This window comes from Mycolicibacterium iranicum, from assembly GCF_002101705.1.
In the GTDB taxonomy this organism is placed as follows: domain Bacteria; phylum Actinomycetota; class Actinomycetes; order Mycobacteriales; family Mycobacteriaceae; genus Mycobacterium; species Mycobacterium iranicum.
Window position 1 is genome coordinate 269,949 of the sequence record NZ_LQPC01000028.1, and the last position, 16,253, is coordinate 286,201.

The 16,253-nt window shown below is 67.3% G+C and carries 14 protein-coding genes; 9 read left to right on the plus strand and 5 right to left on the minus strand.

The features are described from left to right. From AWC12_RS12065 to AWC12_RS12080, 4 genes are read left to right on the plus strand one after another with little or no spacing between them, the layout of a single operon-like run. Positions 1 to 3,486, plus strand: a complete 3,486-nt coding sequence (locus tag AWC12_RS12065) for a response regulator (RefSeq protein WP_085174511.1) — start codon at positions 1 to 3, stop codon at positions 3,484 to 3,486. 4 nt (positions 3,487 to 3,490) lie between these two features. Then, positions 3,491 to 4,339 (plus strand): CheR family methyltransferase, encoded by an 849-nt coding sequence (locus AWC12_RS12070; RefSeq protein ID WP_085174513.1) that lies wholly within the window; start codon positions 3,491 to 3,493, stop codon positions 4,337 to 4,339. 1 nt (position 4,340) lies between these two features. Continuing rightward, positions 4,341 to 4,961, plus strand: a complete 621-nt coding sequence (locus tag AWC12_RS12075; RefSeq protein ID WP_085174515.1) for a chemotaxis protein CheB — start codon at positions 4,341 to 4,343, stop codon at positions 4,959 to 4,961. A gap of 46 nt (positions 4,962 to 5,007) precedes the next feature. Next, positions 5,008 to 5,997 (plus strand): glycoside hydrolase family 6 protein, encoded by a 990-nt coding sequence (locus AWC12_RS12080; protein WP_024446432.1) that lies wholly within the window; start codon positions 5,008 to 5,010, stop codon positions 5,995 to 5,997. Positions 5,998 to 6,008: 11 nt separating this feature from the next. On the opposite strand, the gene AWC12_RS12085 is transcribed toward AWC12_RS12080, so the two are convergent. Continuing rightward, positions 6,009 to 7,181, minus strand: coding sequence for a YihY/virulence factor BrkB family protein (locus AWC12_RS12085; RefSeq protein ID WP_234813982.1), 1,173 nt, complete (start codon positions 7,179 to 7,181; stop codon positions 6,009 to 6,011). Between the two features lie 77 nt (positions 7,182 to 7,258). Between AWC12_RS12085 and AWC12_RS12090 the strand changes: the two genes are divergently transcribed. Then, complete coding sequence (locus AWC12_RS12090) at positions 7,259 to 7,462, plus strand: zinc-ribbon domain-containing protein (RefSeq protein WP_085174517.1); 204 nt, start codon at positions 7,259 to 7,261, stop codon at positions 7,460 to 7,462. Positions 7,463 to 7,466: 4 nt separating this feature from the next. Here AWC12_RS12090 and AWC12_RS12095 read toward each other — a convergent pair whose 3' ends face one another. After that, positions 7,467 to 8,657 (minus strand): FAD-dependent monooxygenase, encoded by a 1,191-nt coding sequence (locus tag AWC12_RS12095; protein WP_085174519.1) that lies wholly within the window; start codon positions 8,655 to 8,657, stop codon positions 7,467 to 7,469. 73 nt (positions 8,658 to 8,730) lie between these two features. On the opposite strand from AWC12_RS12095, the gene AWC12_RS12100 reads away from it, so the two are divergent. After that, positions 8,731 to 9,501: a cyclase family protein gene (locus tag AWC12_RS12100; protein ID WP_085174631.1), complete on the plus strand. Its 771-nt coding sequence runs from the start codon at positions 8,731 to 8,733 to the stop codon at positions 9,499 to 9,501. Here AWC12_RS12100 and AWC12_RS12105 read toward each other — a convergent pair. Then, entirely contained in the window at positions 9,491 to 10,090 is a 600-nt protein-coding gene (locus AWC12_RS12105; RefSeq protein ID WP_234813983.1) for a TetR/AcrR family transcriptional regulator, read from the minus strand. The two genes, AWC12_RS12100 and AWC12_RS12105, sit on opposite strands and share 11 nt — an antisense overlap. A 98-nt stretch (positions 10,091 to 10,188) precedes the next feature. Here AWC12_RS12105 and AWC12_RS12110 point away from each other — a divergent pair, with 98 nt between their 5' ends. The 3 genes from AWC12_RS12110 (at position 10,189) to AWC12_RS12120 (ending at position 12,790) form a co-directional block, all read left to right on the plus strand. Then, entirely contained in the window at positions 10,189 to 10,620 is a 432-nt protein-coding gene (locus AWC12_RS12110) for a nuclear transport factor 2 family protein (RefSeq protein ID WP_024446426.1), read from the plus strand. After that, the gene (locus tag AWC12_RS12115; protein WP_024446425.1) at positions 10,617 to 11,444 is read left to right on the plus strand and encodes a Rossmann-fold NAD(P)-binding domain-containing protein; all 828 of its coding nucleotides are present in this window, start codon (positions 10,617 to 10,619) and stop codon (positions 11,442 to 11,444) included. Before AWC12_RS12110 ends, AWC12_RS12115 begins: the two co-directional genes overlap by 4 nt. Before the next feature lie 80 nt (positions 11,445 to 11,524). After that, on the plus strand, positions 11,525 to 12,790 hold the full coding sequence (locus AWC12_RS12120; RefSeq protein WP_024446424.1) for an ammonium transporter: 1,266 nt from the start codon (positions 11,525 to 11,527) through the stop codon (positions 12,788 to 12,790). A 51-nt stretch (positions 12,791 to 12,841) separates the two neighbouring features. Here AWC12_RS12120 and malQ read toward each other — a convergent pair whose 3' ends face one another. Both malQ and AWC12_RS12130 read right to left on the minus strand, forming a co-directional pair. After that, positions 12,842 to 14,824, minus strand: a complete 1,983-nt coding sequence (gene malQ / locus AWC12_RS12125; RefSeq protein WP_085174634.1) for a 4-alpha-glucanotransferase — start codon at positions 14,822 to 14,824, stop codon at positions 12,842 to 12,844. A 46-nt stretch (positions 14,825 to 14,870) separates the two neighbouring features. Next, the gene (locus AWC12_RS12130; protein ID WP_085174521.1) at positions 14,871 to 16,025 is read right to left on the minus strand and encodes an oxygenase MpaB family protein; all 1,155 of its coding nucleotides are present in this window, start codon (positions 16,023 to 16,025) and stop codon (positions 14,871 to 14,873) included. Positions 16,026 to 16,253 lie beyond the last annotated feature (228 nt).

Sequence of the window (16,253 nt, forward strand, 5' to 3'; positions counted from 1 at the left end):
ATGAAGCTCACCACCCGACTGGCGATCCTTTGCGGTGCGGCGCTGCTGGCGGTCATCCTGGCGAACACGCTCTATACGGTCCAGATCAACCGGATCTCCGCGCTCTACGAGGAACGTGCCCAGGCGCGAAGTGCGCAGGCTACCGCGATGGACGTCGGCCGGGACCTGCAGACGTTCCTCGCCACCTACGGCGAGTTGCTGTTCGCCGACGACGCGGCCCGCCGTTCCGACATCTCCGCTGAGCTGGACGGTCTGGAAGCCACAATGGAGACCGAACTGCGCACGCAGGCCGAGGAAGACGCCGACGCCAATCGGCGTCTGCTGTATCAACAGGCATTGACCACGTGGTCGAGCTTCCAGTCGGCCTACCGCAGCGAGATACAGAACCTCCAGGTGACCAGGGACCTCTCGTCGTCCGAGCGGGAATCGGACGCGCAGGCGGTGCAGCTGGAAAACCTGCTGGGACAAATCGAGCAGGAGACCGTCAGGGCCGTCGACGAGGCCAATGCGCGGGCGGCGAGCGCGATCCAGTTCACCAAGAACAGCCTCTGGGTCCTCGCCAGCGCCATCGTGGCGGTGCTCGGCATCTTGCTGTGGTTCACCAGCCGCAACATCGTCCGCACTGTCAGCGCGGCAGCAAGGGTGAACGAGAAGGCGCGCCGCTCCAAGGAAACCCAGGCCTCGCTGATGACCGAGGTTCAGGGCGTCGACGACCTGACGGCGGCCTGCGGGATCATCGTGTCGCGCACGGCCGAGGCCGTCGGCGCCAGGCAGGGTGCGCTGTATCTGAAGCAACTCGACGACGACGCGGGACGGTACGCACTGACGGCCTCGTATGCGTTCCACCGCCGCAAGGATCTGCCCACTTCGTACGGGCTGGGGGACGGCCTGGTCGGTCAGTGCGCCTTGGAGGGTAACCGGATCGAGGTGACCGGTGCCCCAAGCGATTACGTCGAGATCGTGTCGGGGCTGGGCAAGACCGGCCCGGTGTCGTTGATCCTGGTGCCGATCAAGTTCGAGTCCGAGGTGCTCGGCGTGCTGGAGCTCGGGAGCCTGCAGCTGTTCACCGATGACGACATCGAACTTCTGGAAGCTATCGCGCTGGGCGCCGGGGTGGCGCTCAGCGCGATCGAGTCGGCCGAGAAAACCCGCGAGCTGCTGCGGGTTTCGCAAGCCCAAACCGAGGAGCTGCAAACCCAGGAAGAGGAGTTGCGTGCTGCCAACGAGCAACTCACGCAACGCGAGGACATGCTGTCCGCGCAGAACGCCGAACTGGAGGAGACCACCGAGGAACTCCGCGCCCAGCGGGAGGAGCTCAAGGCCAGCTCGGAACGCCTCGAGGCACAGTCGCGCGCGTTGGAACAGAAGAACGACGAGCTGCAACGCATCAGCAGCTCCCTGGAGGTCAAGGCCGAGGAACTGGCGGTGTCCTCGCGGTACAAGTCGGACTTCCTCGCGAACATGTCACACGAGCTGCGAACGCCGCTCAACAGCATCCTCATCCTCGCCGGGCTGCTGACCGAATCGGAGGAACTCGACGCCAAGCAGCTGGAATTCGCGGAGACGATTCAGCAATCGGGCAAGGATCTGCTCAACCTCATCGACGAGGTCCTCGATCTGGCCAAGGTCGAATCCGGGTCGCTGTACACCGAGATGGAAGAGATCAGCGTCGCCGAGCTGGTGACCTTCCTCGAGCGCACGTTCCGGCCCATTGCCCTCAACAAGGGAGTGGAGTTCCTGGTCGAGGTGAAGGACTCGGCGGCGCGCACCTTCACCAGCGACTACACGCGGGTAAAGCAGATCGCCAAGAATCTGGTCGCCAATGCCATCAAGTTCACGGACAAAGGTTCGGTCACCGTCACGTTCTCGGGAGCGGCTGATACGCAGGGCAATACGGGCCAGGGATATCTGGCGATGGCCGTCGCCGACACCGGGATCGGTATCGACGAAAAGGACCACAACCTCATCTTCGAGTCCTTCCAGCAGGCGGGCCGCGGGTCGGCCCGGCAGTACGGCGGGACGGGCCTCGGGCTGGCCATCAGCCGTGAGCTCGCACGGCACCTCGGGGGCGACATCGCGCTGCGCAGTGCGATGGGGCAGGGTTCGACGTTCACCTGCTACCTGCCCGTCGGGGCCGCCCCGAAAACCGCACCCGCGCCGTCGCAGCCGGCGAGTCAGCCTGCGCCGCAGGTGGTATCGGCCCCGGCGGCCGAGGACGAGCCCGCGGCACGGCTCGATGACGTCGACATCTCGGCGGTCGGATGGCCGCAGGGATCCAAGCCGGTGCTGCTGATCGTGGAGGACGATCCCACCTTTGCCGGGATGCTGGCCGAGCTCGCCGGTGAAGCCGGGTTCGAGTCGGTCATCACGGCAAGCGGACGAATGGCCCTGGCGCTTGCCAAGGAACGGCAACCGGCCGCCATCACGCTGGACATCGGGCTCCCGGACATGGCGGGCTGGGTGGTGCTCGACGTGCTCAAGCACGATCTCGCGACCCGTCACATCCCGGTCAACGTGGTGTCCGGAGCCAACGACGACGGCAGGGGTCGCCGGATGGGCGCCATCCAGACGCTCAACAAGCCGGCCGGGATCTCCGAACTGCGGTCGATGTTGAGTTCGACCGCCGACTTCCTGAAGCCCGGTCCGCGCCACGTGCTGGTCGCCGAGGACGACGCCAGCCAGCGTCAGGTGGTCAAGCACATGATCGAGAGCGACGACATCGCGATCACCGCCGTCGCCACCGGTGAGCAGGTCCTGGCGGAGTTGTCGGGCCCGAAGTCCTACGACTGTCTGGTCCTGGATCTCGGGCTTCCCGACATCGACGGCATCGACCTGATCGAGCAGATCAAGGAGCAGCTCAAGCAGAAGAGCCTGCCGGTGATCGTGCACACCGGTCGGGAGCTCACCGCTGAGGAGACCGAGCGGCTGGAAGCGCTGGCGGCCGCGATCGTGTTGAAGAACGCGAAATCCCCTGAGCGGCTGCTCGACGAGACCGCGCTGTTCCTGCACCGGGTCGCCACCGAGATGCCGGATTCAGCGCGCGAAATCCTTTCCAACCCAAGACGTATGGACGAATCTCTGGAAGGCAACACGGTGCTGCTCGTCGACGACGACGTCCGCAACGTGTTCTCGCTCGGTAGTGCGCTGAAGCGATACGGCATCACCGTGGTGCCCGCCAGCAACGGGCAGGCCGGTCTCGACAGCTTGGCCGAGCACCCCGAGGTGGGGCTGGTCCTGATGGACATCATGATGCCCGTCATGGACGGCTACGAGGCGATGCGCCGGATCCGGGCCGAACCGCGCTGGCGTAACCTGCCGATCGTCGCGCTGACCGCCAAGGCCATGAAGGGTGATCGGCAGAAGTGCCTCGATGCGGGAGCGTCGGATTACGTCACCAAACCCGTGGACATGGATCAGTTGACGTCGGTGCTGCGGGTGTGGCTCACCGGTCGCCCTCGTGCACAACGTGATTCGGCGAGCACCTGAGAGCATGGTGGCCGAGCAATCTGACGCGCCTCGATCAACAGACCTCGCTCTGATCGAGGCGGATGCGTTTTTCTACACGGTGTTCGAGCATCTCGGCTACGACTTCCGTCATTACAGTGACGCCTCCCGGAACCGGCGGCTGATGGCGTTCGTCAACCGGCACGGCTTCGCGTCGATCTCCGAGGCGCAGGGTCGCGTGCTCCGGGACCCGAAGCTGCTGGCCGACTTCTTGTCGACGATGACCGTCAACGTCACCGAGATGTTCCGTGATCCGCTGGTGTTCGCCAAGATTCGCGCGGAGCTGCTGCCCCGGCTGGCGACATACCCGCGTATCCGGATCTGGATCGCGGGCTGCGCGACGGGGGAGGAGGCCTACTCGATCGCGATACTCCTGGACGAGGCAGGTCTGCTCAACCGCGCCACCATCTACGCGACAGACATCGACAACGATTCCCTGCGCCGGGCGAAATCGGCGATCTATCCCGCCGACGGCATGATCCAGGCGACCCGCAACTACCAGGCCACCGGCGGCCACCGGCCCTTCTCCGACTACTACGTCGCCAAATACGATCGGTGCATCCTCAGCCCCGAACTTCGGTCGCGGATCGAGTTCTTCTCCCACAACCTGGCCACCGACAGCACCTTCGGCGAGTTCAACCTGATCATGTGCCGCAATGTGTTCATCTACTTCGAGGAGACACTCCAGCACAGGGTGGAACTGATGTTCGGCGAAAGTCTTTCCCCGTTCGGCAATCTGGTGATCGGTCCTCGCGAGCGCCTCACCACCGACGCCAAGTCATGGTTCACCCCGGTCGACCGCCGGCTGGGCATCTACGTCAAGGGTCAGCGCTAGCGTGGCACCCCCCGACCTGATCGTCATCGGGGGCAGCGCCGGTGGCCTGAAGGCGATGCGCAGCATTCTGGAGACGTTCGACATTCGCGACAGCGCGGTGTGTGTGGTGCTGCATCGTCCCCCCGACCCCTCGCCGCTGGTCGAAGTGCTCCAGACCTACACGGGATTCCCGGTCAGCGAGCCCGCCGACAGTCCGTCGGTATGTACACCGGGGACGGTGACCGTGGCGCCCGCCGGCTACCACCTCCTCGTCGGGCGCGGCCGCAGCCTCTCCGAGCAGCCGCATACCTCGGTCGCGCCGTATGTCACCGTGGCCGGGGTGCGCGCCCACCTGACGCTGGACGCACCCGTCGCCTATTCGCGACCGTCGATCGACGTCGCGTTCATGAGCGCCGCGGACTTCGGCGAGTCGGCCATCGCCGTCCTGCTGTCCTGCGCGAACGAAGACGGCGCCGCCGGGTGCGCCGCGGTGAAGGCGGCGGGCGGCCGCGTCGTCCTTCAGGATCCGGCCAGCTGCGAGGCCCCCGTCGCGGTCGAGGCGGCACTGCGCGCGGTGACACCGGATCATGTCGCCGATCCGGGCGGCATCGGCGCGTGGCTGACGAACGCCGCATCCGGGTAATACGACGCATTGGCATTCGGTGCACAGCCGCACTAAGTTCCGGTAGGTGTTTTCCTCAGCTGCGGGAGCAGTCGCCCGGTGGTTCGCTCCAGTCCTGACGGTCGCCGCGGTCTTCGCCGGCATCGGTGTCGCCGCTGACCCCGGCCCCGCGCCTGCGGTGCGCCTGGCCGCGGACGCCAACCCGCTCGTCGGCCGCCCGTTTTATGTCAATCCGCAGTCGAAGGGAATGCGCGCGCTTGCGGGCAACCCCGACCCGCTGCTGGCGGCCGTCGTGAACACGCCCACGGCCTACTGGATGGATCACCTTTCCACGCCCGCCGTGGACGCGAAGTACATCCAGACTGCGCAGGCGGCAGGCACCATGCCGATCCTCGCGCTCTACGGAATCCCGAACCGCGACTGCGGCAGCTTCGCGGCGGGCGGGTTCGGGTCCGCCGATTCCTATCGGTCCTGGATCGACGGTGTCGCAGCCGCGATCGGTGGCGGCCCCGCAGCGGTCATCCTCGAACCCGACGCCCTGGCCATGGCGGACTGTTTGTCGCCCGCCCAACAGCAGGAGCGCTTCGAACTGATCGGCTACGCCGTCGACGTGCTGACGCGCAATCCCGGCACCGCCGTGTACGTCGACGGCGGGCACGCCCGCTGGGTTCCCGCCGATGTCATGGCGGCCCGCCTCAATCAGGTCGGCGTGGCCAAGGCCCGCGGCTTCAGCCTCAACACCGCGAACTTCTTCACCACCGAGGAATCGGTCGGCTATGGCTCGGCAGTCTCGGGGATGACGGGCGGCAAACCGTTCGTGATCGACACCTCCCGCAACGGCGCAGGCCCGGTCGAGGGCGATGACCTCTACTGGTGCAATCCGAGCGGGCGGGCACTCGGGGCGCGCCCCACGACCGACACGGGTAACCCGCAGGTCGACGCATTCCTGTGGGTCAAGCGCCCCGGTGAGTCCGACGGTTCCTGCCGCGGTGCGCCGAGCGCGGGCACCTTCGTCAGCCAGTACGCCATCGATCTGGCCCGTAACGCCGGTTGGTGACGGGGCGGCCGTCACCCGTCGTCGCGGCCGCGCGATCTGCGCAGAGCGCGCCCGCGTGCGATGTCTTTTTCGGCCTTGATCCGGTTCTTCTCCGCCACGCGGCTGTCGCGGGGAGGCAGCTGTAGGTCGCGTTCGGCGGCGATGCCCGCCTGCAATTGTCTGCCGCGCTCCAGTTCGGCGTCCAGCTCGGCGCCGAACAGCAATGCGACGTTCGTGAGCCATAGCCACAGTAGGAACACGATCACCCCTGCCAGCGCGCCGTAGGTCTTGTTGTAGCTGCCGAAGTTGCCGACGTAGAAGCCGAACCCGACGGACGCCAGGATCCAGACCAGGATCGCCACGCCTGCACCGATGCTGATCCAGCGGAACTTCGGCTGCCTCACGTTCGGCGCGGAGTGGTAGAGGACCGCCACCGCCAGGATGACGAAGGTGAGTACCACCGGCCAGCGTGCGATGCTCCACACCTGCTGGGCCTGTTCGCCGAGGCCGATGACGCCTCCGACCGCGTCAGCGATCGGCCCGCTGACGGCGAGCATCAGAGCGACGAGGGCCGCCGAGACGAGACCGACGAATGTGAGGAGCAGCTGCAGCGGGCGCAGCTTCCACATCGGCCGGCCCTCTTCGACTTCGTAGATGCGGTTCATGGCGCGCGCGAACGCGCCGATGTATCCGGACGCCGACCACAGAGCGCCTGCGATACCGGCGGCGAGCGCGAACCCGGCGGACGGGGCTTCGACCAGCTGCTGTATCGGGGTGCGCAGGGTGTCGACGGCCGACGACGGCCCAAGGTCCTCGACGATCTGCAGCACCGCGTCGGTGGTGCGCTGCCCCTGGCCGAAGACGCCGAGAAGCGAGACGACGACGACCAGCGCCGGGAAGAGCGACAGCACGGCGTAGTAGGTGAGAGCCGCGGCGAGATCGGTGCACTGATCGGTGCTGAACTCGCGCGCGGTCTTGCGCAGCACGTACAGCACAGAGGGTTTGCTGAGGTCGGCCGGGGAGTCGGGCTTGGCCGGATCCTCGGGATCGGGCGCCTGCCTGGTGTCCGAATTGGCGTCCGGCTCGGGCGGGTCGGACGGGAGCCCAGGCTGCCGACGCTGGCCAGATCGCCCGAGCATCACTCCGGCGAGCAGGGCGCCCAGCGGCACGAGCCATCGCACAACACGGTTCACGCTGTCGGGCATGCCCGCAGGGCGCCGACCTAAACCACGTTGAACGAATTGCCGCGCAGGCACTTTGACAGCGTGCGTAGGCTTGCGGCGTGTTGCTCTTCTTCGGCTACGGAACCAAGCAGAAGCGCGCGGGGGTCGGTCAGGTCAGGCTGTGCGGGCGCTGCCACAACACGTCGCAGTGGATCCGCGTTCGGGAGTTCAAACAGTTCTCACTGTTCTTCGTTCCGGTCGCGCGGTGGAATCGGCGCAATCTCGAGGTGTGCGGAATCTGCGGCGACGCTGTGGCAGTGTGAGCGTCTACATGTAATCGGGAAGTTGCTGAGCTGGGCTGGCGATGGTGTTGAGTCCGTTACCCGCAACTGCGGAAACGGCTCTGCCGAGCGGGCTGGCCGCCAGCGCTGCCACCGTGTGCAGCAGCCGAATACCGTTGCTACTACGGGGATTGGCGAGCCGCAGCACCTTGGCGCGCACCGTGGGTGCGGAGTCGGTGAACGGCTTCATCGCGTGTTCGTAGCGGTGCAGCGCAGCTGTCACCGCCCCGCCGGCGGCGAGTTCGCCGGCCAGGATGTAGGCGCCGATGAGTGCCAGACTGGTTCCGGCACCGCCAAATGTTGCGTTGCAGAACGCGGAATCGCCCAATAGCGCGATCCTGCCTTTGCTCCATGTCGGGCTGTGCACCTGCCCGGCAACCGAGAAGTACATGGGCGCACCGCTTTCCAGTTCGGCAAGCACACGCGGTGCGGTGCCACCGACATCTGCGAACGTGCGGCGCAGGATGGTCAGCTGTCCGGCGCGGTCGAGTTCCTCGAAGCCGCGAACGTCGGAGATGAATGTCAGGATGGCCCGCGTGGTACCGAGGTTGTCGGGCCGCAGATGGACGGCACGAGATTCGGTGACATGCTGCCAGTTCCACCATCGGTCGTCGCTGTCGAGGCGCGGGATGGTGGCGTAGGCGAAGTACATTCCGAGGTCAGTGACGTCGACGGATGTGACGAACCGGCGCGACCGCGAGTGTAGGCCCTCGGCGATCACCAGCAGGTCGGCGTCGAGCGATGTCCCGTCCTGCAGCGCGATCCGGACGCGGTCCCCGTCGTCGTTGACGTCGCTGATCTGTATGCCGAAGCGGTAGTCGGTACCGGGGGTGTTCTCGATGAGGATGCGCGAGAGCTCGCCGCGCAGGATCTCCAATTCTGCTGTGGGCCCGTCATTGTCACCGTGACCCCCGACGGGAAATGACGCCGCCGGGGAGCCGTCGGCCCGGACGAAACGGGTGCCGATCTCACCGGTGTTGGCCGCGCGGATGTCCCCGTCGAGACCCATACGGCGGACCACCTCGCGGGCCGCGCCACGGACGTCGACGTTCTGGCCCTCATCGCGGCGCTGAGGAAATCGCTCGAGGACGGTGGTGCTCCAGCCGCGCGCCGTGAGCTGATGCGCCAGTGCCGGGCCGGCGATTCCGGCACCTGAGATGACCGCATGTCGAGGCATGGCGGAATTCTTGCCCTACGCGCGGTTCGGTGAAACCGGACCGGCATGACGCGTGCATGACATTCTGGCCACCATGCGCACCCTGATCGACATCTCCGTGCCGCTGCGCAGCGGCATCGCTTCCGATCCGCCCGGCTACCGTCCCGAGATCGAGTACCTCACCCACCGCGACACCGTCGACGACGTGTTGGCCTTCTTTCCGGGTGCCACGCGGGACGACCTGCCTGACGGCGAGGGCTGGGCTATCGAACGCGTGTCGATGACGACGCACAGCGGCACCCATCTCGACGCGCCGTATCACTTCGCCTCGACGATGAACCACGGCGAACGCGCGATCACCATTGACGAGGTCCCGCTCGAATGGTGCCTTCAGCCCGGCGTCAAACTCGACTTCCGTCACTTCGACGACGGCTACGTCGTCACCCCCGACGACATCGATGCCGAGCTGCAGCGCATCGGCCATACGCTGTCCCCGCTGGAGATCGTCGTGGTCAACACGAGCGCCGGCACACGGTATGGCCATGACGACTACGTGCAGCGGGGTTGCGGCATCGGACGCGACGCGACGCTGCACATGCTCGAGCAGGGCGTGCGGCTCACGGGCACCGACGCCTGGAGCTGGGATGCGCCGTTCTCCTACACGGCACGCCGATACGCCGAGGACCACGATCCTTCCGTCATCTGGGAGGGACACAAGGCCGGCCGCGACATCGGGTACTGCCACATCGAGAAGCTGCACAACCTCGAACAGTTGCCCTCGACCGGCTTCGAGGTGTCCTGCTTCCCGGTGAAGGTCGACGCTGCCTCGGCGGGATGGACCAGGGCCGTCGCGATCATCGGTTAGCGGCTGTCCCCACCGCGCGGGTGAGCATGTCGGCGAGTAGATCGAGGTACGCGGCGTCGACGGGCCTGCCGTGTGCGATGCGCCAGTAGGTGGGTGCGGCGAGCAGGTCGAGCAGGAGGTCGGCCTGGTCTTCGGTCATATCCCCCCGCGCCACGGCGCGATCGAGGGTCGAACGCGCCCACCGTCGGCGCGGTTCGGCGATGTGTGCGGCGCTCGCCTCGGCGAGTGCGGGGTTGCGGTCGTACTCGGCCAGAAGGCTGGGCAGGATCACGCGCATCCGCGGATCGGTCAACCAGTCCGCAACGGCTTCGAGAAGGGCGCGGATGTCGCCGCGCAGGCTCCCGGTGTCGGGTGCCGGTGTGGACGGGACGCTGAACTGGGCGAGCACGGCGGTGACGAGGTCTACCTTCGACGGCCAGCGCCGGTAGAGCGCGCTCTTTCCGACTCCGGCGCGCCGGGCGACGCTCTCCATCGACAGTTTCGCGTAGCCGGCCTCGACCAGCATGTCGACGGCGGCGGTGGTGATCGCGTCGGTCACTTCCGGCTTGAAGACCGCAGCTCCGGTCGGTTCGCGGCGAATGTCGGGCACCGCGTCAGATTACCGGCTGGACGGAACAGTACCGTCCGTTGATGCGTTACGGTGGACGGGACGGAACCGTCCCGTCCACACTGACTGGAGGATCGCCGATGCCACCTTCGACCGACCAGGCCCGACGCGAGCACACCGACGCTGTCATCGACCGTGCGCTCGAACTGTTGGTCGCTCACGACATGGAGGGGTTCGCTGCGCTCTGGGCGCCGGGCGGCACCATGGAGTTTCCGTTCGCCGCGGCAGGGCAGCCGGCGCGCCTCGACGGCCGATCGGCCGTCGCCGACTACTTGTCCGGCTACACCGAAATGCTCGACGTGCGGGCCATCGCGTCCCAGACACGGCATCAGACCGGCGATCCGTCGACCGTCATCGTCGAGTTCGAGGTGGACGGCGTTGCCGTGGCTGCGCAGAAGCCCTACCGGATGCGCTACATCGCGGTCATCACCGTCGGCGCGGACGGCATCGAGAACTACCGGGATTACTGGAGTCCGCTGGCCGCCGCCGAGGTCCTGGGTGAGACGAGATGAGAGCACCGGTGTTGGTCACCGGCGCGACGGGCAACACCGGCTCCGCGGTGAGCCGTCTGCTGAAAGCCGCAGCGGTCGAGGTGCGCGAAGCGAGCCGCAGGCCAGGTCCCGCCGGCATCAGGTTCGATTGGAACGATCCGAAGACCTACGCACCTGCCTTTCGGAATGTCGAGCGCATGTATCTGGTCGCACCGATCGGCGAAGCCGAGCCTGCGCCAATTGTGCAACCGTTCTTGGAGATCGGGCTCAGCCAGGGTTTGCGCCGAGTCGTCCTCCTCAGTGCATCCGCGATCGAACCCGCTGCTGCCGGGCTCGGGGCGCTGCACCGCCTGGTGACCGAGCTCGTGCCGGAGTGGGCCATCTTGCAGCCCTCCTGGTTCATGCAGAACCTTGTCGGCGATCACCCCGTCGCGCACGGCCTGCGAAACGGGTTGCTCACGACGGCGACCGGTGACGGTCGGATCGGCTTCGTCGACGCGGAGGACATCGCCGCGGTGGCTACGCACTGCCTGCTGCAGGACGACGCCCCGAACTGCTCGCTCGTCATCACCGGACCAGAAGCGCTGAGCTACGCCGACGTGTGCGCGCTGGTAAGCGAACTCACCGGCAGGCAGATCCGCCACGTCGCGGTCACGGCGGCAGAACGCGCCGCTCAGATCGCCGCCACCGGGGTGCCCAAGGAATTCGCGGCGATACTCGCCGCGATGGACGACGAGATCAGCAGGGGATCCGAAGACCGGGTGACCGACACTGTCACGCGCCTCACCGGGCGTTCGCCGTTCTCGATGGCCGAGTTCCTGGCCCGGCACCGTTCGAACCTGTGAAACATTCCGGAAACACAATCGCCGCGTAGCCGAAACGCAGGCCCGCCATCCTCGTCCGGGACCGTCGAAGGAGCCGGACATTGAGTGAGATCGATCCCGCCGCGACCGCGTGGCTTCTGACCAGCACCGCCCTTGTTCTCCTGATGACACCGGGGCTCGCGATCTTCTACGGCGGCATGGTGCGCACCACCGGCGTGCTGAACATGATCATGATGAGCTTCATCGCGATCCCGCTGGTGACGGTGTCCTGGCTGCTGGTCGGCTACAGCCTGGCGTTCGGCGGGGATGGTGCGGGCGGGCTGATCGGCGGGTTGTCGCACATCGGTATGAGCGGCATCGCGCCCGACACAGCCCGCGGGCCGGTGCCCGAATTGTTGTTCGCCACTTTCCAGCTCAGCTTCGCCATCATCACGGCCGCGTTGATCAGCGGTGCGATCGCCGATCGCGCCAAGTTCGTCGCATGGGCCGTCTTCGTGCCACTCTGGGCTATCGCCGTGTACGCGGTGGTGGCGCACTGGGTGTGGGCACCGAGTGGCTGGCTCTTCGAGCTCGGGGTGCTCGACTACGCCGGTGGCCTCGTCGTCGAGATCGTTTCCGGAGCTTCGGCTTTGGCGTTGGCGTTGGTTCTGGGACCGCGTATCGGCTTCAAGAAGGACGCGATGCGTCCCCACAACCTTCCCTTCGTCCTGCTCGGTGTCGGCTTGCTCTGGTTCGGCTGGTTCGGGTTCAACGCCGGATCAGCCCTGGCCGCCAACGGAACTGCCGCCGCGATCTTCCTGAACACCCTCGTCGCAGGCTGCCTGGGCATGCTGGGCTGGCTGACGGTGGAACAGGTCCGGGACGGCAAACCCACGACGTTCGGCGCGGCCTCGGGTGTCGTCGCCGGCCTGGTCGCGATCACACCATCCTGCGGGACGGTCGACACGCTCGGGGCCGCTGTGGTCGGCCTGCTCGCCGGCATCGTCTGTTCGTTTGCGATCGGTCTGAAGTTCCGCTTCGGATATGACGATTCTCTCGACGTGGTCGGCGTGCACTTCGTCGGCGGCGTGGTCGGCACGCTGTTGATCGGTCTGCTCGCCACGGACGTGATGACCGGCGGACCGGAAGGGCTGCTCTACGGCGGCGGTCTGGGGCAGCTCGGTAAGCAGGCTCTGGCGGTGGTGGTCGTCGCCGGATACGCGTTCGCCGTGTCCTTCGTCCTGGCCAAGCTGATCGACCGCGTCATCGGTTTCCGGATCAGTCCCGAGGACGAGACCTCCGGCGTCGACTTCTCACAGCACGCGGAAACCGCGTATGCCGAAGGCGTCCACGGCCACGCGGCGCCGCGCCGCGAGCCACCGCTGTAGGTCAGGTGTCGGTGCGGGCGGCTACCGACCCCAAGAATGCGGCCCCCGGCCTCAATCGCGGAAGACGGAGGTGATCGCCGCGACCCGCGGGTCAGCGCGCAGTTCCTCCAAGGTCAGGGGCAGCGGCAGGCGCCAGTTCGGGTACTCGTCCACCGTCCCGGGAAGATTCGGCTGCCTCGGTTCGGCGATGACGTCATAGGGCGAAATCAGCTTCAACCGGCTAGCGGTCGCCGCCAGGAACCGGTGCATCGCAAGGACGATCGCCGATTCGTCCGGCTCCGACTCGGCGTCCAGAAACCCTTCCGACCGCAGCAGGGCCAGCCATTCGGCCCGCTCCCTGTCGGCGTTGGCCTGCTCGGCATCGACATCGTCGAGGAGGCCGAGATCGGCACGCACCCGGACATGCTCACCGCGAAAAAAGCCGGCTGCGGTCGGCAAGTCGTGCGTGGACAGGCTGGCGGCTGCGCGGGCAGGCCAGTTCGCGGGAGCCAGCAGCGGCTCGCCCTCGACGGACTGGTCGCGGGTGAACCAGGACACCGCGCAGCCCAGCATGCCGTCGTCCGCAAGGGCCTCGGTGACCTCCGGTTCGACGGTGCCCAGGTCCTCGCCGACGACGGTCGCGTGAGCCCGGTGCGCCTCCAGCGCGAGCACCGCGAGCATCGTCTCCGCGTCGTAGTGCACGTACGTGCCGCGGTCGGGGCCGTCGCCCGGCGGAATCCACCAGAGCCGCCATAGCCCCGCGACGTGATCGATCCGCAGCCCGTCGGCGTGCGCGAGGACGGCACGCAGCATGTCACGCAGTGCGGCGTAGCCGGTCGCGGCAAGCCTGTCGGGCCGCCAGGGTGGCAGCCCCCAGTCCTGGCCGCGGGGAGTGAAGTTGTCCGGTGGCGCCCCGACGCTCACGCCCGCGGCGAGCACGTCGGCCAGGGCCCACGCATCGGCGCCGTCTGCGTCGACGCCCACGGCGAGGTCGTGCAGGACGCCTAAGCCCATGCCGGCGTCTCGCGCGGCGCCCCTTACGCTCGTGAGCTGGTCGGAGCAGCACTGCTGCACCCAGGCATGAAAGGCCACCCGCGACGCCAGCTCCCGGCGTGCCGCCGCCACGGCCGATCCGTTGACGTCCCGCAGCGCCTCGGGCCAGCGGCTCCACCGCCCGCCGTGTCGCTCGGCCAGCGCGCAGTAGGTGGCCCAGTCCCGCAGCCCCGCCGACGCCGACGATTCGTCGATCGGGTTGGGGCGGCTCTCACTACGCCAAAGCAGTTCTAGAGCACCGCGTTTGGCAACCCAGACGAGATCGTGGTCGATCCGGGGGGTCGCCGCGGAGACACGCAAGGCGTCCACCTCGGCACGCACATCCGCATCGGCCCGGCGATAAGCAGCGGTGTCCTCGATGCGCAGGGCCAGGGGATTGGCGAACCGGCGACTCGACGGTGTGTAGGGCGACGGCTGCACCGGATGCGTCGGTCCGGGGGCGTGGAGTGGGTTGAGCAGGACGGCTCCCGCGCCGTGTGTCGTCGCGGTCCATTCGACGAACTCTCGGAGGTCCCCGAGGTCACCGATACCCCAGGAGCGGGCCGAGCGAAGTGCGTAGAGCTGCAGCATCCACCCCCACGTCGGCGGCGCGGCGGGGACCTTTCGCGGGGCGGCGACGACGGTGGCCTGTTGGCCGTCGCGCGTGTGCAACCGGTACCAGCCCGGCGACAGGTCGCCGGGAAGTGCCCCGTCGACCGCTGTCTCCGAACCGTCCTCTGCGACCAGCGACACGGCACCGGGTACCGCGCGCGGTGGCCCGCCCACGCGCATCGAGATCGTCGGCGGTAGCACACCCGCCCGTTCGCGTTCGTCGAGTCGTGCCAATGCCGCGCGGCGACTGCACACGCTGCCCGCGTCGACCTCCATCAGCCCCAGCACGCGGATGACCACATCGGCGTCCACCTCGACCGGCTCACGCCGTTCGTTGCGGTAGGAGGTGGCCACGCCGTGCGCTGCGGCCAGTCGGCGCAGGTCTTCGGCCACGGGTTTCGGAGTCGCCATCGTCACGGCGCGTTTGTACCCCGCGGGGGATTCCTTAATCCGTCGCTCAGCGCCGCAGCGGGGCGGCCGCCTCGAAGGCCGCCGCCTTGCCCGCCGACTGCCACTCCAGCCAGCTCTCCCAGCGCCTGACGTTGCCGGCCTGCCAGCGTCTGTCGATGCGCGGGGAGAGACGTCGCAGGATCTCCAACCCGACGATGAGCGGAGAACGCAAGAGCAGCAGCACGATTCCCGGGACAGCTGACGGTAGCCGGTATCTGCGACGGTTCCACGGCAGCATGTACAGGCCGAGATAGCCGGCTTGGACCCGGTAGTGATATTCGGCGCGCAGGCGGGTGATGCCGCGCAGACCTGGGGCCGGTGCGAACGCCGGGACGAAGGATTCGACGAGTTCGGCGCCGCTGCTGCCGCTGTCGTAGCTGCGGGCGGCATTGGCCATCAGCAGAATTCGCCACGCATCGGTAATGGTCTCCGGAAAGTACCCGTCACACCGGACGCCGACGAGGTGGCCGCAGTATCGGTTGAAGTGCAGGACCGCCCGTATCTCCCTCGGGGAGGTGACATGTCCGAGGAGGAACAACCCCATCGCCGGTGCCACGCTGCCACCGAGAAGCGTCAACAGCATCGCGGACTGGCTGATCGGGAGCCCCCAACGTTCGGCGTCCCATTCGGGATGCGCCCTGACCCGAGCGCGGACGCTGACGTGCATGATCCGCACGTGCAGAGAGACGTTGCGGCCCAACGATCCTGGGGTCAGTATCGCGCCGGGTCGGCAGACCTCGATCCACCACCGCGATGTCTCGAGATACCGGTGCAGCGCACGCTGACCCGCATATCCGCCGGACAGCGACAGCGGCACCGCAAGCCAGCCCTCGGTGTAGGTGTCGTTGGTTCCAGCGTTGCCGAGGGCGCCGAGCGCGTAGGCCCAGCGCCGCCACACCGCTGCGCCCTCCTCCACGAGATCTGGTTCCACCCAGTCGGGGATCTGCTCGAACTCGGCGAACAGAGCGCGCATCGATTCGGGAGCGTCGGGCTCGTTATCGATGCCGGTGCGTTGCGCTCGCTCGACGAGCTCGCGGGCCTTTCTGGCGCCGAGCTCACCGTGATAGGTCTCGGCGACGAATCGCTCGGCGACGGGATCGCCCTCGTCGAGTCCGTCGACGAAGGCCTGCGCGACAGCATCCGACGGGTACAGCAGTCGCATCCGCCGTGGGTGTGCAGGCGGATAGCGAAACGCTGTCGGTGCCACAGGTCTTTCATATCAGCAACGCGACGTGCCAGGACGTCACAAGCTAGGACGTCGCCGACTCTCCGTCCTCGCCGTCGGTGGGAAGAGCTTCGGCGCCGGGGGTGGCCGGGGTGGTCAACACTTCGTCGGTCTCGTTGCTCGGCTCTGGAGTGGTCATGCCTACGTCGTTACCCGACCCGGCTG